Annotated in this window: 20 protein-coding genes, 3 pseudogenes and 1 CRISPR repeat array; of the genes and pseudogenes, 1 reads left to right on the top strand and 22 read right to left on the bottom strand. The window is 39.7% G+C overall.

The annotated features are described in order from the left end of the window. Positions 1-8 precede the first annotated feature (8 nt). Genes ACGHCT_RS09810 through ACGHCT_RS09795 form a run of 4 tightly spaced genes read right to left on the bottom strand, consistent with a single transcriptional unit; the run spans position 9 to position 4382 of the window. Positions 9-971 carry a transketolase family protein gene (locus ACGHCT_RS09810; protein ID WP_154257897.1) on the bottom strand — a complete coding sequence of 321 codons (963 nt, stop codon included), beginning with the start codon at positions 969-971 and terminating at the stop codon, positions 9-11. Between the two features lies 1 nt (position 972). Beyond that, positions 973-1839: a transketolase gene (locus tag ACGHCT_RS09805; protein ID WP_154257896.1), complete on the bottom strand. Its 867-nt coding sequence runs from the start codon at positions 1837-1839 to the stop codon at positions 973-975. 25 nt (positions 1840-1864) lie between these two features. Continuing rightward, on the bottom strand, positions 1865-2917 hold the full coding sequence (locus ACGHCT_RS09800; RefSeq protein WP_154257895.1) for an alcohol dehydrogenase catalytic domain-containing protein: 1053 nt from the start codon (positions 2915-2917) through the stop codon (positions 1865-1867). A gap of 43 nt (positions 2918-2960) precedes the next feature. Continuing rightward, the gene (locus tag ACGHCT_RS09795; RefSeq protein ID WP_154257894.1) at positions 2961-4382 is read right to left on the bottom strand and encodes an MFS transporter; all 1422 of its coding nucleotides are present in this window, start codon (positions 4380-4382) and stop codon (positions 2961-2963) included. A 408-nt stretch (positions 4383-4790) separates the two neighbouring features. On the opposite strand from ACGHCT_RS09795, the gene ACGHCT_RS09790 reads away from it, so the two are divergent. Then, positions 4791-5723, top strand: a complete 933-nt coding sequence (locus tag ACGHCT_RS09790; RefSeq protein WP_154257893.1) for a helix-turn-helix domain-containing protein — start codon at positions 4791-4793, stop codon at positions 5721-5723. A 193-nt stretch (positions 5724-5916) separates the two neighbouring features. On the opposite strand, the gene ACGHCT_RS09785 is transcribed toward ACGHCT_RS09790, so the two are convergent. The 18 genes and pseudogenes from ACGHCT_RS09785 to ACGHCT_RS09700 all read right to left on the bottom strand — a co-directional run bounded on the left by ACGHCT_RS09785 (position 5917) and on the right by ACGHCT_RS09700 (position 21935). After that, a complete protein-coding gene (locus ACGHCT_RS09785; protein WP_390439789.1) occupies positions 5917-6573 on the bottom strand; it encodes a peptidylprolyl isomerase in 657 nt (218 codons plus the stop codon). After that, positions 6570-7430: a DNA-3-methyladenine glycosylase family protein gene (locus tag ACGHCT_RS09780; protein WP_390439786.1), complete on the bottom strand. Its 861-nt coding sequence runs from the start codon at positions 7428-7430 to the stop codon at positions 6570-6572. The genes ACGHCT_RS09785 and ACGHCT_RS09780 overlap by 4 nt, the downstream gene beginning before the upstream one ends. Before the next feature lie 296 nt (positions 7431-7726). Further along, positions 7727-8489: direct repeats of the CRISPR family, unit length 32 nt; unit sequence ATTTCAATCCACGCTCCCATATGGGGAGCGAC. Positions 8490-8659: 170 nt separating this feature from the next. Further along, the gene (gene cas2, locus ACGHCT_RS09775) at positions 8660-8950 is read right to left on the bottom strand and encodes a CRISPR-associated endonuclease Cas2 (protein WP_390439783.1); all 291 of its coding nucleotides are present in this window, start codon (positions 8948-8950) and stop codon (positions 8660-8662) included. Between the two features lie 12 nt (positions 8951-8962). After that, positions 8963-9993, bottom strand: a pseudogene (gene cas1c, locus ACGHCT_RS09770) (type I-C CRISPR-associated endonuclease Cas1c). Next, the gene (cas4, locus tag ACGHCT_RS09765; protein WP_390439781.1) at positions 9990-10658 is read right to left on the bottom strand and encodes a CRISPR-associated protein Cas4; all 669 of its coding nucleotides are present in this window, start codon (positions 10656-10658) and stop codon (positions 9990-9992) included. Before cas4 ends, cas1c begins: the two are co-directional and overlap by 4 nt. 53 nt (positions 10659-10711) lie before the next feature. Continuing rightward, positions 10712-10807 (bottom strand): annotated as a pseudogene (locus ACGHCT_RS09760) (type I-C CRISPR-associated protein Cas7/Csd2); the annotation flags it as partial. A 192-nt stretch (positions 10808-10999) separates the two neighbouring features. Continuing rightward, positions 11000-11206: pseudogene (locus tag ACGHCT_RS09755) on the bottom strand (type I-C CRISPR-associated protein Cas8c/Csd1); the annotation flags it as partial. A gap of 634 nt (positions 11207-11840) precedes the next feature. Beyond that, positions 11841-12239, bottom strand: a complete 399-nt coding sequence (locus ACGHCT_RS09750; RefSeq protein ID WP_390439779.1) for a hypothetical protein — start codon at positions 12237-12239, stop codon at positions 11841-11843. Between the two features lie 32 nt (positions 12240-12271). Then, a complete protein-coding gene (locus tag ACGHCT_RS09745; protein WP_390440170.1) occupies positions 12272-12580 on the bottom strand; it encodes a CRISPR-associated endonuclease Cas3'' in 309 nt (102 codons plus the stop codon). 158 nt (positions 12581-12738) lie between these two features. After that, a complete protein-coding gene (locus ACGHCT_RS09740) occupies positions 12739-14439 on the bottom strand; it encodes a recombinase family protein (RefSeq protein ID WP_390439777.1) in 1701 nt (566 codons plus the stop codon). Between the two features lie 1375 nt (positions 14440-15814). Beyond that, complete coding sequence (locus ACGHCT_RS09735) at positions 15815-17212, bottom strand: phage portal protein (protein ID WP_390439774.1); 1398 nt, start codon at positions 17210-17212, stop codon at positions 15815-15817. Positions 17213-17230: 18 nt separating this feature from the next. After that, positions 17231-18772, bottom strand: coding sequence for a terminase (locus tag ACGHCT_RS09730; RefSeq protein ID WP_390439772.1), 1542 nt, complete (start codon positions 18770-18772; stop codon positions 17231-17233). Between the two features lie 66 nt (positions 18773-18838). Beyond that, entirely contained in the window at positions 18839-19348 is a 510-nt protein-coding gene (locus ACGHCT_RS09725; protein ID WP_390439770.1) for a hypothetical protein, read from the bottom strand. A gap of 31 nt (positions 19349-19379) precedes the next feature. Continuing rightward, positions 19380-19634 (bottom strand): cold-shock protein, encoded by a 255-nt coding sequence (locus tag ACGHCT_RS09720; RefSeq protein WP_390439768.1) that lies wholly within the window; start codon positions 19632-19634, stop codon positions 19380-19382. A gap of 21 nt (positions 19635-19655) precedes the next feature. Further along, positions 19656-19940, bottom strand: coding sequence for a helix-turn-helix domain-containing protein (locus ACGHCT_RS09715; RefSeq protein ID WP_390439767.1), 285 nt, complete (start codon positions 19938-19940; stop codon positions 19656-19658). Positions 19941-20023: 83 nt separating this feature from the next. Continuing rightward, complete coding sequence (locus ACGHCT_RS09710; RefSeq protein WP_390439765.1) at positions 20024-20866, bottom strand: hypothetical protein; 843 nt, start codon at positions 20864-20866, stop codon at positions 20024-20026. A gap of 50 nt (positions 20867-20916) precedes the next feature. Continuing rightward, the gene (locus ACGHCT_RS09705) at positions 20917-21444 is read right to left on the bottom strand and encodes a hypothetical protein (RefSeq protein ID WP_390439763.1); all 528 of its coding nucleotides are present in this window, start codon (positions 21442-21444) and stop codon (positions 20917-20919) included. 302 nt (positions 21445-21746) lie between these two features. Continuing rightward, positions 21747-21935 (bottom strand): hypothetical protein, encoded by a 189-nt coding sequence (locus ACGHCT_RS09700; protein WP_390439761.1) that lies wholly within the window; start codon positions 21933-21935, stop codon positions 21747-21749. Positions 21936-22030 lie beyond the last annotated feature (95 nt).

Raw genomic sequence — 22030 nt, 5'->3', positions numbered from 1 at the left:
CTTGCCTCCTATCCCAGCATGGTTCTGATTGTCTTAGCAATACTTGCCCGGTCCATGCCATAGTATTTATAAATCTCGTCCGGATCTCCCAGTACAGAGAATTGATCCGGCATTCCGATTCGTTTGAATTTACCCCTGTATCCGGCTTCGCATAAAATCTCGGCTACTGCTCCGCCCAGACCGCCGTTGATGGAGTGATCCTCCACTGTCACAACGTTTCCGGTGGTATTGGCAACTCTTAAGATCGCTTCTGTATCCAGCGGCTTAATTGTGTGCATATCCAAAACACCTACACTGAGTCCTTCTTCGCCTAAAAGCTTAGCTGCCATCATGGACTCATAGATACTTGATCCGGTAGAAATAATTGCAGCGTCCCTGCCTTCCAGCACATCTATGGCTTTGCCAATCTCATATTCGTAGTCTTCCGCATAAATATTAGGTGAACCGGCTCTGTCTATCCGGATAATCATAGGGCCTTCATGGTCCATGGATTTCCTGATAACCTTCCGGCACTGGTCAGCGTCTGCGGGAACTACCACCGTAAGGTTAGGTATGGCACGGTATAAAGCCAGATCCGCAATGTCGTTATGGGTGGGGCCTCCCCCTGCGGTAACACCGGAATGGGTCCCAATCAGACGTACATTCACATCGTTGTACGCAATATCGGTATGGATTTGGTCTGCTGCACGCAGTGGAAGGAAGGGACCAAACACTTGAGCAAATACAATGTGCCCTGCCAGCGCCATACCTGCGGAGGCGCCCACCTGGTTTGGTTCTGCGATGCCAAAGTTAAAGCATCTGTCCGGATACTTTGCAACCATTTTTCCTGCACTGGAGGATGGGGCAACATTATCACTGTACGTAAACAGGAATTCTCTTCCTTCATCTGCAAGTTTCATTAATTCTTCTCCATATGCCTCTCTTGCATTGGATAACATCTGGTCAAAATCAAAAGTTGTTTGTACTGCCATACTATCTCACCTTCCTATTCTTTTCTACGTCAGCAAGTGCTTCTTCTAACTGTTCTTTCGCGATACCGCCTCCGTGCCATTTATAATTGCCTTCCATAAAGTCAACGCCTTTGCCTTTTATGGTATTGGATATAATGAAAATAGGTTTCCTTGGAGTAACCGGATCCGCCTTTGGAAGCTTCTCCAGCGCTTCACATACCTGAAGCATATCATTGCCGTCCTCCACATTGATGACCTCCCAGCCAAAGGCCTCTAACTTTTTATCCAATGGATCCAGGTTCATAACATTGGCTGTAGGGCCTGTCATCTGTACTTGATTCTTATCCACAATAGCAACCAGATTCCCCAGCTGGTAATGGCCCGCTGCCATAATTGCCTCCCAGTTGGTACCCTCGTCCATTTCACCGTCTCCTACCATAACAATGGTTCTCCAGGGTGCTTTTTTTGCTCTTGCACCCAGAGCCATACCCACAGCGACAGGAAGTCCATGCCCCAGTGAGCCCGCGGATACTTCTATGGCAGGCACATATTTTCTGTTCGAATGCATACCAAATTTTGCTGTGTCAAGGGTTTCGAAGTGCTCTACCATGTAGTCCATGGTATACATGCCCATATCCTGGAAAATCGTATATAACGTCTCGCTGCAGTGCCCCTTGCTTAACACAAAGCGATCTCTGTCCTCCATCTTCGGATCTGCCGGATCATAATTCATATATTCATAGTACAGGGCGACTGCCATCTCAACAATGGATAATTCTCCTCCCAGATGCCCCATTCCAATGCGGTAGATAAAGTTCAAAAGATCCTTTCTGATTTTTAAACACTTATCCTCTAATTCAATTACACGTTTCATTTCTACTGTACTCATTTGATAGCTCCTTTCCAGACTTTCTTTATATGTCCTCGCTGCATTTGATTAATATTTTCGGATACTTCCCGGATACCTGGGCCTTGAATGCTTCCTCTGCCTCATCGATGGAGAAGATCTTGCTGGTAAAATCGGAAAGATCATATTTGGATAAGACCTGCACCGCCCTGGGGAAGGTATAGGGGGCCACATAAAATCCGGTTACTGTCAGTTCATTAAAATAACAGTATTTATACAGATTGAATGGCATCTCAAAATCATTTGGATACATAGCACCGTAGATCAGCTTTCCGCCTTTTGCCGTAATTTTCGGCAAATCATATACCGCTTTTACAGAACCGGAACAGTCAATCACGGTATCAAAACCTCTTCCGTCTGTTATTTTCATTGCCTCCTCCACTGTGCTGGAATTCACGGGGTCAACCACATATTCCGCTCCGTATTTCAAAGCCAGCTCTCTTCGCTCAGGGATAGGCTCTATCAAGGTCAAACTGGTGGCCCCATACATTTTTAATGACTGCAGTGCCAGTAGTCCGATAGGGCCTCCCCCGGATATAGCGATTCTCTCCCCATATCTGGGACTTACCTTATCCATCAGACGGACGGCAATGGAAATCGGCTCCAGCAGGCATCCTTCCTCAAGGCTTACATCGTCAGGAAGTTTATATACCTGAGATTCATGCCAGACAATATATTCACTCATTCCCGGGCGGTTATATTCATCTGCGTGTTCACAGAACTGCTGCTGTCCGTTCTGGCAGTAATAGCAAGTACCGCAGAACCTGAGGAAATTGCCGGCAACCCGATCCCCCACTTTTAACCCTTTCTGCGTTGCTTTTTCCCCCAGCTCCACAATAACGCCGGAGACTTCATGCCCAAGGCCAAAGGGGGGTTCCCACCCAAAGATATTCTCCACCAAATGAGGATCCGAACCGCAGATTGCACAGTATGCGACTTTGATTTTTACATCCTCCGGCCCTACTTCCTGTTCCGGAATATCCAGAACAGCTACTTTTCCTCTCTTACTCTCGTCCGGGTCTCTTAAGCTTCCCACTTTAACTACTGATATTGATTTCAAATCAATCCCTCCATTTCGTTTTTTCTGTTCTATTGTTACTTTATTATGCCGATTTTCTAGCTGCATTTCTTTCTGCTATCTGCCTCTGAATCTCAACCACTTTTTCTTCATTGAGGTGATAGAAGGCTCCGAAGATAACCATGGTGACCACAACCACTGCCAGAGGAAGCAGGGACGTCAGATTCCTGATAGCTGCAAGAGTGCTCTCTGTCTGAGCTTCGTTTGCCACATAACCTGAAGCACTCAGCACTGCGGTAGGCAGAGAACCGCCGATAATCATAGCAAATTTTATTCCTAATCCAATTAATGTCATTACAATGGCTGTATATCTCTTCCCGGTTTTTAAGTCCGCATATTCTACCGGGTCAGTGATGATAGACCACAGAATTCCCATTAAGATACCATATCCAAATGCTGTTACTCCCCGGGATGCCATCATTCCGGCAATGGCGGAAGGAGGCATTAAGTAGAGAAGCAGAGACCCTGCTGCTGCCAGTGCAAGTCCTAACATAACCGTACCTTTTTTCTTTATCTTCTTTGTCAGGAATGGTACGCAGGGTACACCAAATACAGAGGGAAGCATCATCATCATAGAGAACCAGGAAAGCATATCCTCTCTTCCGGCATAGTATTTAATATAATAGGCACCCATGGTGGACTGTACCTGACTTAAGGTATATACACCCAGAAACAGGACAAACATAAGGAAGACAGGTCCTACCGTAAATAAAAGGGTAAATACATCTTTAATATTTGCCTTGTTGTTAGGGTCAATCGGCGGGGCCGGAACTCTCTCAACAATCTGATGGGAAGCCCAAAGTAAAATTGTTACCATGATGACCGCCATAATAACAGTCGTTACCATATATCCCTGAGCAAGTGTCATATATCTCGTAAAGAAACCGCTTAAATTCGGCAGCATAATGGCACAGAGAACACCGCCGGACTGTGCAAACATCATTCGTGTGGACTGAAGCTTCGTTCTCTCATCCTGATCGTTTGTCATGAGGGAGGCCGCTGATATATATGGCTGAATAATAAATGTATACAGCATATTTAACAGATTGTATGTAATAGCCGCCCACACAAGTTTCATGTTATACGCAAATCCAGGGGTAGTATACGTGAGCACTGCTACCACGCCAAAGGGAATCGCCCCATACATAATGTATATCCAGTACTTACCCTTCTTTGGATTCAGCCGTTCACATATAGTTCCCATCATAGGGTCATTGATGGCATCCCAGAGACGGGAAACCGCGAACAGCATAGCAACATGGGATGCTTTCAGTCCAAAAATGTCTGTATAGAAATAACTGATGTACAAGGCAATACACTGAAACACCAGGTTCATTGCAAAGTCTACCGATGAATACCCCAGTATTTCTTTTTTTTCCAACTTGTAGTATCCATACTGTGAACTGGTCTTCACCCAGTTAGCGGGATCCTTAAGGTTTTTACTCATAGAAATTTCCTCCGTCTGATTTGGATTTCTGGACGATAGCGGTTACTTGGGCGCCCTGTACTGCCTTTGTCCGGTACTTATTTCATAAGCCGCATACACTTCCCGTTATTTTAACCACTTATTTTTCCTGCTCCTCCCGTACGTTCGGTAATATAACTCGTTTTGCAGCTTATCTTTGTTGTATTTAGTATATATTGCACAACATTTTTTTACCATTCTTCAAAAGGACACGTAGAAATTCAATTCCGTCCTTTTTGAATAAGATTGTTGATAAAATATCAAATCAATTACGACGAAACAGATTCCTTTTTTTACTTATTGTGTTATAATATCTAAAGGTTTTTCTTTTCAGAATTCTTTTTCTATACAGCATTATTGACTATCATTATCTAAAGGAGGGAATCTGTCATGTACCATCAGCCTATACACCCGCTTTGCAATCCTAACACAAACACGGTCTCTCTGAATTCCTATGATTTATGTATCAGCTATGTAGACCGTCATGACGAAAACACGGTGGAATTTCCCCACAGTCATCCAAGGGAATTTGAAGTATATTATGTTGTGGAGGGGGAATTAGATAATCTGGTGGAGGGGACACCGCAAAATGTCAAAGCGGGAGAGTTCTTATTTTTAAATCCCGGGGTAAAGCACGGTACGCTGTACAAGCCGGAACAAAGAAAGGTATACATCACCGTAGTTTTCAATATCTATCCCAGAACCTCCCCCTACTCAAATGACTATACCGTGGAATTCGAACCGATACATATGGATACTTTTTTTAAATTTGCTCAAAAGCAGAACTTTTTAATCTGTAAGGATAACTATAACTGTTCCAAATACCTTCCCTGGATGGAAGAAGAGGCTGTGACAAAGGAGTGGGGGTGGTTTTATATGCTGAAATCACACTACACTGCATTTCTGCTCTCTATCATCAGGAACTTTATGCCTCCTACTCACACAACCTCCCAGGCAGAAGCCACAACGCTGCCCATTGCATTCACTAAATTTCTGCATGCTAACTATCAGAACAAGGATCTGGCACTAAAAGATCTGGCAGATCATTTTTATATGACTCCCAGACACGCCAACCGGCTGTTCAAGGAGTATTTTGGAGCAAGTCTTTCCAAGACATTAACCCAGTACCGAATCAGTTATGCCAAAAATTATCTCCTTGATACAGATTACTCTGTTGACGAGATCGCTGACGCCGTAGGTTTTAGCTCTGCCAGCACTCTGTCCCGTCTTTTTAAGGAGACAGAAGGGATCAATATCTCAGAATACCGGTATCTGTGCAAGCAGCAAAAGCTGCTTGCACAGAATCTGGACGCGCAGCCATAGAACAACCGCGTATTATAATAACAGGGACGGTATTGGCTCATCCTCATCGGATGAACCCATATCGTCCCTGCATCTTTCTTTATTCAACTACTCTATCACTTCATGTCGTCCCGTATGCCCCTGGCATAAATGAGATGCTCCCCTGTGGAAATGATTGGCAACTCATAAATTCTTGATTGAAATTATTTTTAGATTAGTCGATAACCTCAATACTCTCGATCACCGGCTGAGCCCCTGCCGCCACAGTTCCGTTCGCATCTTCTGTCTGGATATCTTCACATATCTTATCTACAATTTCCATCCCTTCTGTTACGTATCCAAACACAGCGTAGTCCCCGTCCAGAGATGGACTGTCCTGATGGACAATAAAGAACTGAGAGCTGGCACTGTCCATCTCCCTGGCGCGGGCCATTGAAAGCGCCCCACGGGTATGAGACAACGGATTGTCCACGCCATTATTCGCAAATTCACCTTTTATGGTCTCATCAGCCCCTCCGGTACCATTTCCGTTAGGATCTCCCCCCTGAATCATAAAACCGCTGATAATGCGGTGGAATGTCAGTCCATCATAGAATCCCTCCCCGGCAAGCTTCATAAAATTAGTCACGGTTATGGGCGCACTGTCCCCGTCCAGTTCTGCAGATATGGTTCCATAATCTTTTATGTTAATTTTAATGTGATGTGTTCCTGTCTGCTGTTCCCCACCGGAAGTCACTTTATCTGCTTCCTCTTGTGTGCCGGCAGACTCTGTATCTGTCTTATTTTCTTCTGCATTCTCTGTTTTTCCACATCCGCTTATCAAAGCAGACATCATAGCAGCCATTACAAGTAGTGTTATTAATTTTTTCATGCTGTGTAACCTCTCTTATAGCTTATGGTATTCTCTTTTTTCTCTCTGCCCTCTTGGTTCAGGTCATAATAAAACATATATTGCTGTAAAATCCCCGCATACCCCTGATACCGCAAGTAGGGAAACCCCTCCGGATAGTGCAGATCCAATATTCTTTTTATATGTGTATCCACCGGAAAGGCTTCCACATGGTACAGGCCAAACAGGCAGATACAGTCTGCCACTTTCCTGCCGATTCCATATTGCAGCATCAATTCTTTGTGCGCACTTTCATAATCTGCTTTTTTCAGCTTCTCCAGATTCAAACTTCCTTCTGCAACAGCTTCTGCCATCCGGCAGATATACTTCTCCCGGTACCCAAGCCCCAGTTTTCCCAAAACTTCAGGGCCTGCCTCCAGTACTGCTTCCGGCGAGGGAAAGGTAAAATATACACTTCCCTGCCTTGTATCTCTCTTTTCCCCAGCTGCTTCGCAAAGACGCCGGACACTGTTTCTGATTCTCGGTATATTATTATTCTGAGAAATAAGAAATGTAATTATCATCTCCCATAAATCCTGCTTTAATATACGGATTCCCCAGCCATAGTTCGCTGCTCTGTTCAAATACGAATCTTCCGTATCTATAGAATTTTTTATTTCTCCGTAATCCGTATCCAAATCCAGATATTCCCGCCACAGCTTCTGAAACTCCTTTTCAGAGCAGGATAGCGTATAATCTTCCCCGTGCTGGGTGATCTCCAGGTACTCACCGTGGGCGATGATTGAATATGTACTGCTGTTCTGTCTCTCCATACGAAAGCATTGACCCGATTGAGCAATCTGCTGCAGATCCAGGTCTTTTATCTTTTTTTGTATCATTGTGTCCTCTTTTTCTAAAGGTGGCTGCAATTTATCTTGTTTCAATCCAAATTCGGCAATTTTGCACCGTCAGACTAATATTTTATAGATGCGCGGATTGACCTTTTGTCAATAAGGAATACCCACTCCCATCCGCCGGTAACTGCCTTTGCTCATGCATTTGGTGACTCACTTCTCCAACTATAGAGGTACAGAATCCTAGCTTCTCTTTTTGAAGAAGAAAATATTACTTGTCTATGGTATCATTTTATTGTTTTATCTTCAACTGTAAATTAGTGTATGTAGGATATATGGATAAGTACAAGCCCTCTCCCGTATGGGGAGCGACGCCAGGTCATTATAGACGGTGTGACATATGTGGCTATTTCAATCCACGCTCCCATATGGGGAGCGACGGGAAAAAATTATAGAAAGACGGCACTCCCGGCAAGATTTCAATCCACGCTCCCATATGGGGAGCGACACTATGCCCGGTGATTGTAACCTTCGACTGGTACATTTCAATCCACGCTCCCATATGGGGAGCGACGTATAGTGGATTAAAACAGACGGATGAAGAGTATAAATTTCAATCCACGCTCCCATATGGGGAGCGACACTCCAGGACGGAAAACACAATTATGCACTAGCGATTTCAATCCACGCTCCCATATGGGGAGCGACAAATATACGCATAGATAATCATAATCCAGAAAAAATTTCAATCCACGCTCCCATATGGGGAGCGACCGTTGCCAGACACCGTAAAGCTGCCATCTCCATTATTTCAATCCACGCTCCCATATGGGGAGCGACGGGATACTTAATACTACAGTTTATAAAATAGGAGATTTCAATCCACGCTCCCATATGGGGAGCGACCACTCCCCTTTCGATGTCTGGTGACGTACCTTCCGATTTCAATCCACGCTCCCATATGGGGAGCGACCAGTTTGATGCACGTACACGTCAAGCCATAAAAATTTCAATCCACGCTCCCATATGGGGAGCGACTAGGTAACCAATGACAGGAGGTGACAAGGTGGTAATTTCAATCCACGCTCCCATATGGGGAGCGACAGCAAAAGTGCACAAAATACCAGCATTCACAACGGAACATATATACATTCTATACACTTTTATCTTTTCAGCATATCATGTGGCATCCTTTTTGTCTACTTTTACTATACATTCTCTTGCATTTTCAGGTGCGAATCCCCCGGCATTTTTATGTTCACTTTACATTCGCACTAGAATATAAATGTATCAACAACATTAACTCCACGTTCCACACCCATGTGTTCAACCTTATTTTTAAAATTATTTCCCAGATAATAGAACCGCAGGCTGTCAACATTTTCATCAATAATTTTTGATAGGATTGCTTTTAATGTAACACATTGGGTGTTATCCAAAATACATTCAAACACTGAATTTTGCACACGAGTTCCGTAATTCACGCACTGTTTTGCTACCTTTCTTAAACGAGCCTTACCTGCATTTGTTTCTGTATTGACATCATATATAATCAAGACAAGCATATAAAACATCTCTTACTTCCAAAAAAATGGTGGGTATTCATCCAAGTCTCCTCTCAAATACCTGGCAAGCAGCATTGCCTGAGTAAACGGAACCATCCCCCACTCTATCTTTTCACCAAGATATGATGGGTAATTATATCCTTTTTCCTGTTCTGCCATTCTGTGAGTACTATTTTTCTAGTTGCATCATCCATCACAACCGCCCCATCTTCTTTTTTTTGTAAATCCCTTTCCATTGACTATCTTTTTATTAATCAGGGTTAAGACGAACCTATCTGCCAGCACGGGACGCAGTTCTTCAATTAAATCCAAAGCCAGGGAGATTCTTCCGGGTCTGTCCGTATGCATAAATCCTACATAAGGATCTAGTCTCACGGTTTCCAGGGCCGATGTAGTCATTCCGGTTAATAAGGTATATACAAATGACAGCAAGGCATTCGTGTTGTCCAGAGGAGGACGTTTATTCCTCCCCTGAAAAATGAAATCTTTTTTCTGCTGCAGCACCAATTGTTCAAAAACGCCAAAGTAAGTACTGGCCGCCTCTCCTTCATAACCTCTGAGCGATCTATATTATCACATTTTTGAATCAGGGTAAGCGACTTTTTCATTTTATCCGCTGCATGCTTCATCTTTACAACATCTATTTGTTTACTGTGAGCCCTCACAGCTCTCTCTAAGACCCACCGTACATTATATACTTTACCCAAAATACAATTTCTTGCAACTTTCAAGCTTTCTCCTGGCAGTTGAGAGACAGCATATTGTTTCTTTCTCAATGTGACATTGCCTTTCACACCACCTGTTATTCTGGCAAGAAACTTCCCGTAAGGTGTCATAAATGACAGGGAAATATTTCGCTCCGCGCATCCGCCCATGAGCGCAGGACTTACCCCTCTGTATCCAAAAGAAACGATTGCTTCCAGGTTATGCAATGGAATTCTTCCGACCTCTGTATTTTGATCAAGTATTACTATATTTTCTCCATCTAAAGATAAATAGCTGCTTTCTGATGTTACATACAAGGTATTCAAAAGTTTTTTCAATCTTCGCCCTCCGCTAACGCACTCTTTATATAACTGCTCACAGATACTGTTTTTCCCAGACGCGGTATACAAATTTCTTTTAAAGAGCAACCATTACAGGATTTTGACCATTTTACTTTTGGTGTATAGCGCCTTTCAAATAATTGATGCATTTCCAGAAATGAGTCTTTGACTTTTCCCCTGAGAGCATCATCAATCTTAACAATTTCTCTGTGCCGCACTTCACCATAAAAGATGGCACCTTCCATAATATCCGTACAAAACATCTCCTCCAAACACATAGTCTGAGCAGACAATTGCAGAATGTCTATCACCGTATCTTTGGGCTTACCCTTTTTATATTCAACCGGATATACCTGATAATAACCTTCCTTGCCAAAGAGCTGGATGCCATCTTTACTTTTTCTGAATTCTACAATGTCGCATACTCCCGACACTCCCAGAATCTTTGAGTGAACCGGCATACCTCTGCTTACAATGACATCCTTTCTTTTTTCTGAAGAATATGTATCATGAGCTCTTTTATGGAGCAATTCTCCCTCAACTGTATGAACATTTTCCTGCCATTGCTGCTCTATATGAATCAGAGCCCACTGCCGTTTGCAAAAGGCATAATGCTGTATTCCTGACAGCATCAAATAGTCATCCTCGTTATATTCCATCATATTTTTTTCGTAACCTCTACCGTCTCGGGAATCTGCTCTTTATTCAGCTTTACGGCATAATCACTGTATCTTCTGGCTAGGTTTGCAGATATATAGCCCTCAGTCCTATATAAAGCATACGGAACAATACTCTTTCGCCCCATTTCTGTGCTACTCAAACCTAACCGCATTTTTCCAGCCAGCCTGATTCCTTCTTCTTCCTTACATATGAGAAAGACTTTTGTCTTATTTTCAATAATTCGAAACTTCATTTCATATCTTTTTTGCGTCTGATGATAATATCCTAAGATAAACATACCTCGTTCTTCTAAGGAAAGCCTTTTGGGATATGCATCCTGAAATCAGTCATTCACCACTATTTTGTCCTGCAGACTTCCCAGTAATTTCTCATATTTTACTATCAGTCCCTTTTCCAATTTTCTGATTTGGCTGTTTTTCAGTTTGAACAATACTGGAAAAATCAACGCAGGAGTGGCACGAGCTGAATTAAAGTACTTATCTTTTATGGTTGCATTAATGCTCGGATTCGTGTCCTGCTGGATTGCTTCTGAAACCGCAGCCTGCCTCTACTAAACTCGTAGCAATTACCCTGCACCTTTTACCACTCTTTACTTTTTCTTTTATACGTCGTAAAGTACGCTGCCTATGTAATGGATACATAAAGGTAGATAAATGGAAAACGTCTTCGCTGATCTGTTCATATATTCTCTGCACTCTTTTTCTATTATTTAATATGCAAAGAACCTGCTTGTAATTTTAAGCTCCTCAGACAACTCTGTTTCAGAAATAATTCCCCGGGAAATATCTTATTCAGAGATGGCTGTGTAGCCGTACACAGTACAGCAGTGCTGTAATAATTGCAGATCAGCTCACTGATTGCACGTACACAAGGACTCAGATAATTTGCAGGCAGCATCTGCGACTCATCAAAGATAACAACACTGTTGGCAATGTTATGCAATTTACGGCATTTGTAAGATCGGTTGGAAAACAGGGACTAAAAAAACTGTACATTTATAGTTACAACCAATGGCTTATCCCAATTTACAGCCGCCAGCCGCTAAAGCAGCAGCTCTTCTTTACTCTCGTAGGATAAATGGCAGTGGTCTTCCAGCACATTTTCACTCCCTAATATATCCCGAAATACCTGGGCATTCTGTTCAATAATTGAAGTATAAGGTATCAATAGATTACTCTATCCAAATGATGTTCTACGGCATGTTGAAGGGCAAAGGCAAGTGAAGATACGGTTTTTCCACCCCCTGTGGGAACGGTCAGTGTGTAAAGTCCCTGTTTTTCCCTTCCTTTATTAAGGCAGTCCCGCAAGATTGCTGTTCTTTTGCCATTCACTGTTTCTTGTTCTGTCTTCTTCATCCATGGAGCAATGTAGGCCCGGAGGCTTTGCAGCAGTTCTTCCATAGAAGCATTATGTATTCTTCTAGCAGTTCCGTCCGACATGAATCGTTCTGTGTCCAGAAAGTCTACGTCTACCAGGCAGGAATACAACATCCTGATAAAAAAAGATCCACTAAACTCTCCACGGCCCACAGGCACAAGCGGAGAATTTGTAAACTCCGGCATCACAATCTCTGTCTGATATGCCTGATAATCTTTTAATAGCTTTTTATCCTGCCATGCAAAGTGTAACCTCCTGCAATATCTGCCAGTGTTCCTCCGTCCGGCAAACCGGAATGGTGTTTGACAACGCAATAGGCCGCTATAAGATAGCCGCGGTTGTATAGTTCCTTAGCACCAGCAGTTGCATGATCTACAAGAAGGCCGCCGTGAAGTCTGAGTTGAAATTCTTTTGAATATTTACCGATGTCGTGAAGGAGCCCACAGCCAAAGCCCCAATCCCTGCAGCAAAATTTATCCGCTAACTGGCCGGCTAACTGGACAGTGTTTATAAGATGTTCTTGAATGCTTTGCTCTCTTGACTTATCCTCTCTAATATGTGCTAAAAACTTGCACTTCTCTGATACAATTTATATAACTAGTTTACATCTGTGTTTTTAGCACGTATAAAGAAAAGATTTTGTCTTAATACTGTTTTTTAATTTTTTAGCCATATAATAATTTGTTATTCAAAGCCGCCTGTGCTGCTGTCTGCATTCAACAAATCATTATCTGCAATGAAGTAAACTTTTGCGTTATGTCTTCTACGATTATCTGTGGTTACCTTAATTGGTTCCTCCAAAAATCTCAAATACCAGCTGCAATACTTTCTACCAACCACTATTCTTTCAACGATTGCATCTAACATATTCTCCGGTACTTTATCTACCTGGAAAAATTCTAATTGCTGACTCATAGATAACAACATGTTGTCAATTTTTGTATCCAAATCCACCTCCGAATTTGTTAACTGACTGTCATTATATTCACTCAGCCGTTCATCCAGGCGCTTAATTTTCATATCTATCTCCTCTTTTTTGGATAAGAATATATCCCTTGAGATTTCCTCTGATAATCTCATTTCAATTAAGTTGCCCTTTCGTTTCTTTTGCTTGTTTATTTCTTTTTGGAGGTATTTTATTGTTGCTTCATTATCGTTTTCTACAATCACTTTGATGTGCTTTCTAATAGCACGTTCTGCTATAGCCAGCACTGCGTCTCTATCAATTACTAATCTTTTAAATATTTCTTTGGCCATCATTTGTAATTTCCATTCTGTCAGCATTTTGGATTCACAAACGCCCTCTGTTGATAATCCTTTGTTTTCTCTAATTCTTTTTGTACCTGTTGCTAACTGCCTATAACAGGAATAACCATATTGGGGCTGTTCTATTGATATATTATGCCAGACCCTGCGGTTAAACGAACCGCCGCACTCACAAATCAATTTTCTACACCAAATATCTAAACTTACTTTTTTCCCAATAAAGCCATTATTTGACTTTTTTATCTTCCTTCCTTTTCTTATTTTTTCAGCAAATTCAAACGTCTCTTTCGAGATAATTGGTTGGAGATAATCAATTTTAACTGTTCTCTGTTCAACTTCTCCATAGTTCTTTGTTCTTTTTTGTTCTAGAAAATCTTTAACATAAGACTGACGGTATGTCATATACCCCATATATGTAGTATTCTGTAAAATACGACTGATTGTAGATACACTCCAGGATTCCGATCCCATAGCTGTTTTCCTTCTATTCTCTTCCAGCTGGAATTGTATTTTTCTCATTCCCCATCCTGACGTATACCAATCAAATATCATTCTTACGGTATCCGCCTGTTCATGGTTTATTATAAATTTTCCTGTGGAGGCATCTCTGTCATATCCCAAGATATTACCATTTCCATACAGGACTCCCCTTTGCCTTGAAATCTCCTGCCCATTTCTGACCCTAACACTGGTCCTCCTGGATTCATCTTGAGCATTAGCCGCCATTAATGTGAGACGGTATTCACCATCGGGGTCATAAGTCCAGATTCCATCATCAACAAAATAAACCTCTACACCCATCTTTTTAAGCTCTCTGGTGTAGTTTAATGTATCTACTGTATTTCTCGCAAAACGGCATACATCTCTTGTTACAATCAAATCGAAATATCCGTTTCTGGCATCATTAATCATTTTAAGAAAGCTTTCACGTTTATAAGCCTGCGTACCTGTTATTCCTTCATCTGTATACATCTCATACACATCCCAGTCTGGATGTCTCATTAACAAATTATCAAACCATTGATGTTGATTTTCCAAAGCTGCAATCTGAGCATCATGCTCCGTGCTCACTCTTTTGTAACCTACAATTTTTCTATGGCCACTAATCCTGTTATTCATACTACACAGCTCCTATTTTCTACTTGTTTTTCTGACTATATTCAAAACTAAACTTAAATGTAAGGCTAACTATGAACCACCGAATAAAGGACATACTTTAAGAATTACTCTTAGGTATACTACAAAACAATGATCCTGTATCAATAATATCTTTGTAATCGTTTAAAATACTTTTATATACAGTTGTATGTAACATTCCCTGTTCGTATATACCTTCAATTAATTTCAATGCAATAATAGTATTATGCATTTTATTGTCAATATTAATTTTATCTATCATATTTTAATACCTACCTTTATATATAGGGAAAAAGGGAGTATCAAAAAATACTATTGTTCCCCCCTTCCCACAGTCGAGCACCTTTATTTTATTTCAAATCTCAGCAAAACTTCCCAATATTATATTATGTTGAAATTTTTCAGGGTAAAAAAAATAGAATACTTCATCACCTTTTATTCAAAAAGGGGGTGTTAGCATTCTTAATTTAAAGTTTGGATACTTCGAAATCATTTATAAATCTTATGTTAATAACTTGGTTCATTTAGCATTGGCGTCTCATGCCTTAGCCCATCTGTTTTACCCTTGCATCCAAAATGGACGTTTTATAGGGCTTTTCTAATACTTGGTCCTTTTTATGCTTGATTGTTCATAGCTGGTTATTCTTCTATATTTCTTGCTATATAAAACGTCAAATAGATTTATATTAATTGGCGGTTTACTCCATGACGCCAAACCACCAGATAAGATTATTTTAAACATGTTTGGGACATTAGATTTCTATAAATTTACTTTCTTTATGAGCCAAGAGAAACCAAACGTATTCTAACCTCGTCTCATGAATCCTGCACATAATATTACCAAATGATTTCTGATATAATTATAAGATGCTGATAAATAAGTCATTTAATTTTTTCATAGAGTAATCTACTATTTTTCTCCCACTGCCTTTGCATAGCCTAGCTCTTGTTTACTTGCTCAATTTATAAGATGCTATTATACAATCATACTATCAATACAGACGATTCATTTAGAGGCTTTTTCTACTCATTCACTAAACAGACTTGATACCTATTCTAATTTACCATTTCATTTGTACTATTATCCAATGCTTAGCATATAGTACAACAACTTTCAATGGCATTTATAAAAAGATAAAACAAACGCTAGCTGCCTCACTCTTAACAAACAGAGATTATGACCAACAGAATGTACTAATAAGTATTTGTTTTAGCTTTATACCTTTGGTTTACACCCTCTAATTGTTCTTCTATTTGTCGGTTTCTTATACCAGCAGTACGGATAAATAGGACAGTTTCATATATAAATGTTATTGGTAAAATCTTTTTCCCGGATATAATTCCTATTTTTGATATATTATTTTTCCAAATCAGGTTTGATTAGATTATCATCTGTTTTTCCTCTTTCCGAATTACCTATATCTATTCGAATAGCTTCAGCAGTGTCCTCTTCCGTCTTTAATCTATCCAGCTCCAATGCTGTATTTGTTGTATGTTTGCTGTTTTCTATAATTGTCTGCTTTGAAATAGCGCCCATATCCCATTGCATCTTCATCTCTTCCATTGCTGACTGTGTATCCACCGGCCTGTTTACATTAAAAGAGCAGTCCAAAGAATCAAACCACTCGTCTGGTATCTCCGTCCCCTGCAGCTCCATTAGTTTACGTATACACTGCCACCGAAATGCAAACCCCTCTTTTAAAGAATACATGTTTTGTCTGGCCACATTATCGGTACAATTAAACAGCATTGCAAGACTTACTTCCGATACGTTTGCAACATTACTCTGGCCGAGTACAGAAGAAGGAACACACGCTATTCCATAGAATTGTTGTAATAAGGAGTCTAATTCCAATTTAATATTAGAATAATCCATTTCTGCATTTGCGTACTGGAATGTTCCCCCTTCATCCAATCGCAAGCATGCTCCTACTAAATTGGAATTAATAGGTTCATCTGGCATTCTGCCAGTTGTCCATGCAACAGGATTCAGTGATAAAGTAGTTACTGCATCATCAATCTTTGACAGCAAATGTTCAATTTGATCCATAACAGGAATCAAATCATTCACAAAGGGTTCACCAAAACATGTATCTTCCGCTAAATTCATACTTTTATAGTGAATTGGAAGCCCAGTTAAATTAGCACTCTGTCTAACCAATTCATTATCTGTATAACTTTCTACCCGATCATTATAATATATTGTATGATATTCCGTACTGCTGGCGGCGTCTCTCCAATATTCTATAAAAGCATATAGTGAGCCTCTCTCATCAAAACAAGGATAACAGTCTTCATTTAAAAACACTTTAGAACGAATAATATTATCTTTAAGATAAATATACTCCCATGCATTTCCATATTTGATTAACTGGGAAATAATTTCATAATCTTGTTTGGTAAATTGTCCTTTTTTATACACCCTCTCCATTAAATCTACAAATTCCTTGTCTCCAGTCAGAGACACAGGGTTTCCTACCGTATAAGACGCATGGAAAGTAATAATTGTTTTTAAAGTTTGCAACACAATTTTTGCACTTGTAAAGTTCTTTTCTTTAAATTGGAAATCAGGTCTCTCTAAAACCTTGTGTCTCCGTAGTAAATAGTTATTTATATTGCATACGTTATTAATTCTCTGTATATGCTCAGGTTTCCTTATTTCTTCCTGATACCAGTTATGTTCTACCTTCTTATTCATTTTCTCAAATCCCCGCCTTTCGTATTCGCCCAAAAAACGGCTTAAAGGATTTATCATTTCATTATCCTCCTTTTATCAGGCATAATGCCACTTATTTAGCATAGCTATTATAGCCAGTGCCATGGCTATTACCGTATCATCATGTCCTGCTGCAGCGCATAATTTACCGTTTACAGACTGAAATAATTTCATCTCATTAAGTAAATCTTTGGAATTTACACAGATACCGCCAGTTTCAAATAACTCTACAAAATCATTTATCATTTTGGGTTTGGAAATCTGAGATGTTTCCCATCCCCACTTACTTATTCTTTTTCCTTTGCTATCAAAGGATTTATATTTCATCAGATTATAATACCTGTAATTTTCCTTTATTTTTTCTATAACTGTCTGTCCTGCACTGGCTCTCTCAATACATAAAAGTCCTTTGTTATAATATAACGCTAGTTCATACAGAATCTCTGTAAATGCATAGGGCTTTAATTTATTGCTGCGAAATTCTGCGCATTGGAATCCCTCTATATCCAATACTTCTATAACACAGTAATCATGATTTCCTCCTAATCCTTCTGATGTATCAACTCCAAAATAGTATTTTTTGCCTGGCTTTGGATATTCCCATATTTTTAAATATATCTTATATGGCTTGAGTGCCTTCGGTAAACTAGTTGAATGTCTTAGCACAGGTGAATATTTATCTATATAAAGAAATCTCTCATAAATCATCTTTATATCAAAAACATTTGCACCTTCTGTATTCAGAAATGCTTCTGTAGGATTTGATGGAAATTCCTGCATAAAAGCATCCTCACCCTGGTTTTTGATTTTCACTCTGCGCCACATTAGCATTTCCATAGTTGTTCCTTGTTCTAAAAGCCACTGCTCTGTTTCGTCCAGTTCATCTTCCGTCAGATATTTTCCATTCCTGCTTTTCCACACCTCAGAAAACTCTTTATATTCACTGGAAAACATACGTTTATCCCGATACCACGGAAAGAAAAAAGGATAATAATTATTTTCCTCCGATATAGCTCCCTGCCATAATTCATGAAATTTGTTTAATCCCCTTGCTGTAGATTCCAAAATCATACATCCTCCTGGTGCAAGTGCCTGCTCAATAGCAATAAGCTGGCTTTCTAAATTTTCATTCATCAATCCGACCTCTGAAAGATGACAAAAAGATAAGGTTGCTCCTCTGGCAACATCTTTGCTGCCACAGGTAGCAACAACAATGCGTGAATTATTTATAAAAGAAAGCTCCGTACGGTTATTGGCTGTTTCTCTCTGCTTAATACAATCTGGAAGATAATCATATATTGCTCTGAGTTTATCAAATATATTTTTTACACCCGCCATTGAATAAGACATCATTAGGCAGGTAGTATTTGATTTTGTAAGAGTAAGGTAAAGAGAATAACACATAGCTACTGTAGATATCCCCAGCTGTCTGCTTTTTAGCACTATATTATACTTTCTCTTGTTTTTCATTAAATATCTTTGCTGGGGAGTAAGAATGAATTTTATTACAAGCCCCTCTTTGTTAGGCACTTTAACAAATGTTTCCATCCACAAAACAGGATCGGACATTATCTTTTGAAGTTTTTCTGCATCTGTCATTTTTCACCTCATTCCATAATAATATTTCTTTCTATAAAATCACTCCAATTTTTAGCGCCGCATACTCTAGTCTATAACACTGTATTCCTCATCTGAGTCATTATCCTCCATGTCCTCAAGCTTAATGCCGTGAAGTATTTGAATCAGTTCGCTATCTCCTGTCATTTTAAAGAACTTCTCGCTAAACTCCGCTATCGCTTTAAATGCCTGAACGTCCCCCTCCATCGCTTTCTCATAAAATGTATCATACAACTTCAGCATTTTGCCGGTATGCTGACGATTGTATAACCATTTTACTGCCTCGATGCAGTTCTTTTCATACAAATAATTTTCACATATTCTCTCATCTGAATTAATAGCTTTGGGGTAAGCCCTTTTTAAATCCTCAAACGTACGAATAGGATGCTCTTTTGTATATTTCGGTAAGAGTTCTGGAGCACACTTCCATAAAATGTAGTATGCTTTGCCATCTGTCTTAACCATCTCTTTCAATGTCATTAGTACTGATTTTTCCTGTGCTGTACCTCGTCTTGCATAATTTACTTCATTATCAAATGTCTTAGGGCTTCTTCCCAAGTAAGTCACCTCATTTTCTAGCAGTTCCGAATTAAATATCTTCAGGTATTTCTACTACCAGAACCTTAGCAGCATAAAATTTATCCGGTTCCTGCTTATTTTTCCATATTTCAAATTCTACCACTGATTTATCACGGAGTACTCCGTCAGGCACCTGACCCACATGGACAAAATAACTCTGTCCATCTTCCCATGACTGAATAAAACCGTAGTTTCTATCACCAAACCATCGAGTCACCGTTCCCATATATCTCTTCGGTTTGTTCCATTTTTTCTTTTCTGACATAGTTTCTAACCCTTTCCAATATCACATATTTTTCAGGTTTTTTTGTATACCAACGATTTGTTTCTGTGCCGGCTTCAGCTTTTCTTCTTCTTGAATCACTTCTTGCTTTAACTTTTCTTGCTGCTTTTTGGAATATGCTGCATTAATTCCTCTAAGAATTTCCCTATAAGTATATTCGGTTAAAGCTTTGTTTCCTTTCTCAATTTCAGATATCATCGTATGTGAAACCTTACAATGGTCAGCCACCTGCCGATAGGACAGACCCCTTAACTCCCGATAAGATTTCATATCAAACCGATTTAGCATAAATAACCTCCGTAAATTATAATTTATAAAAATGATGAGGCAGGTTATAATTAATCCTGCCCCACCTTCTCCTATTTATTGCTTTACTCAACGGTCTTTCTAATCACTGATGCGCCTTTAGCGTCCAGTAATTTAACCGCATATAAATTGGATGCAACCAAATCAGTAGCTAAAAGTTTGGCTTCTCTCTCCTCCTCTATCTGCGTTTCTTTCTGCAGAACAAGTCCAAGTGCCCCCTTTTTGATAATGTATGTTTTTGATTCGGATTTCACACTATCCCAAGTCCCATTGTCAGAAACATAAACAGGGATAATGCCATGCCAATATCCAATACAATTATTAACAATTTTACCATTACCATCTGCAGCATAAGTCTTACTGATAGAAGTAAACTCTTCAAAAGCCAGAAAATTCTTTCTTAATCTTGAATTAATGACGATTCCTGCAAAACTTTCATCATTTACATCATCACCAAATACATCAAATCCTTCCTCTAACTCCGCAAGAGTAACTGCGTCCGCTGCCGCAGACATAGTTTTAAATGCACAATCTTCATCAATAGCAAGTGTCAAATCTACATCTATCTTCTTAGCCATAACGTCTGCCAGCTGTTCGGACATTCTGTCTAAAGTTTTACCTTTAATCTGTGCTGCCTCTTTATCATATATTCTCACACCTTTTCCGGTCTGTTTTACTATAGCTACGGAATCTGCCATATTCACAGATTCAGGCACCAGAGCCGTCCCCTGTGTTACCTCTTCGGCATCCCCAATTCTTGTAAACGTTGGGAAATGAACCTCTCCCCCATATACGAGGATATCAGAAACCTCCTCAGTATAGTCCGTAGCAATTGCACCCATTTTCAGAGCTACACCTAATTTATCATTGACCGCATCGGCCATTACCTGTCCAATAACTACTCCCATGTTCTCCTCACTTTCCTACTAAAAGGTATCATCATTATACAATTAGCCTTTTATTTGTTCTTCAGTTTTTCATATAAAAGCGGATTCTTTTTATAGAGTTCCGCTCGTTGTGAATAGGACATTTTCTTAAATTCCTCCAGGGTGACCTTATCGCTTTTTACATGTTCGCTGGGGATATATCCATTTAGCTTTACATTATCTGAAATAATACTATTAAAAACATCTGCAAATGCCTCAACATCAACATCCGCCTTTAAATATGTAGCTATTCTTTTATCAATTCCCTTTTTCTGAAGCGCATCCTGAAGCTCAAGAAAAGCTTTCTTTTCCTCTACTTCCTTTTGAGCATTTTCTAATTCCGCAAGGCGTTTTTCAACCTCCAATTCATGTTGGGATTTCTGTACCGGCGTCAGTTCTTTAATCCTTGCCTGAAGTTCTCTAATAACCTTACTATATTTTGTTCTTATCCTGTCTGTTTCTGATTGAATCATTTTATTAACCTCAGTCTGTGAGTACATTAATTCTTCTCTTCCCTCATCATCCTGCAGATTCATATCATTTACTTTAATTTCATTCATATCTTACTAACCTCTTTCCGGTTCTTGCAGCTCATTCCAATTTTGTCATATCTGCAAACCCCATGTTTTAATTATGATTTAAATAATAAATCCCCGCTTTTCGGCAATACGGACAAAACCTTATTTTGCGGTTCTTCTAAAATATGGTATTCCGCTTTTCCTATAATCTGTGATCTATGCTATTGCTACTCATTCAGCCGGTTTATTTTCGCAATGCATTACTGTTTTTTTATATCAAATGTTTCAGTGTGGCTTTTTATCCAATTTTGTTACATCTGCTTACTGCAAACATAAGATACCTGCTAATATCCCCGGTTAGCTAAATATTCATCTAACCTTTTTGCATCTAATTGCCACAAATTCTTTTTTCCATTTTTAAATTGTGACAAAATAGATTCAGGAGTTTGTACCTTTTTAGCCAAAAATTTTTGCATTACACCTTCTGAGATCAGAAAGTCACACAATCGTTTCCTTAATTCTTCCTGATTCATATGGGTTCCTCTCTTCGTCTTACACAATTTTCGTATCCTGCATCAACTTTGAATTCTAATTTTATAACATAATTATTCATATATACCATATAAAA

Origin of the sequence: Lactonifactor longoviformis (assembly GCF_042848515.1) — a bacterium.
GTDB classification, from domain to species: Bacteria; Bacillota; Clostridia; order Lachnospirales; family Lachnospiraceae; genus Lactonifactor; species Lactonifactor longoviformis.
The sequence above is the reverse complement of the archived record's forward strand: the minus strand, read 5'-3'. Positions and strand labels throughout refer to the sequence as shown.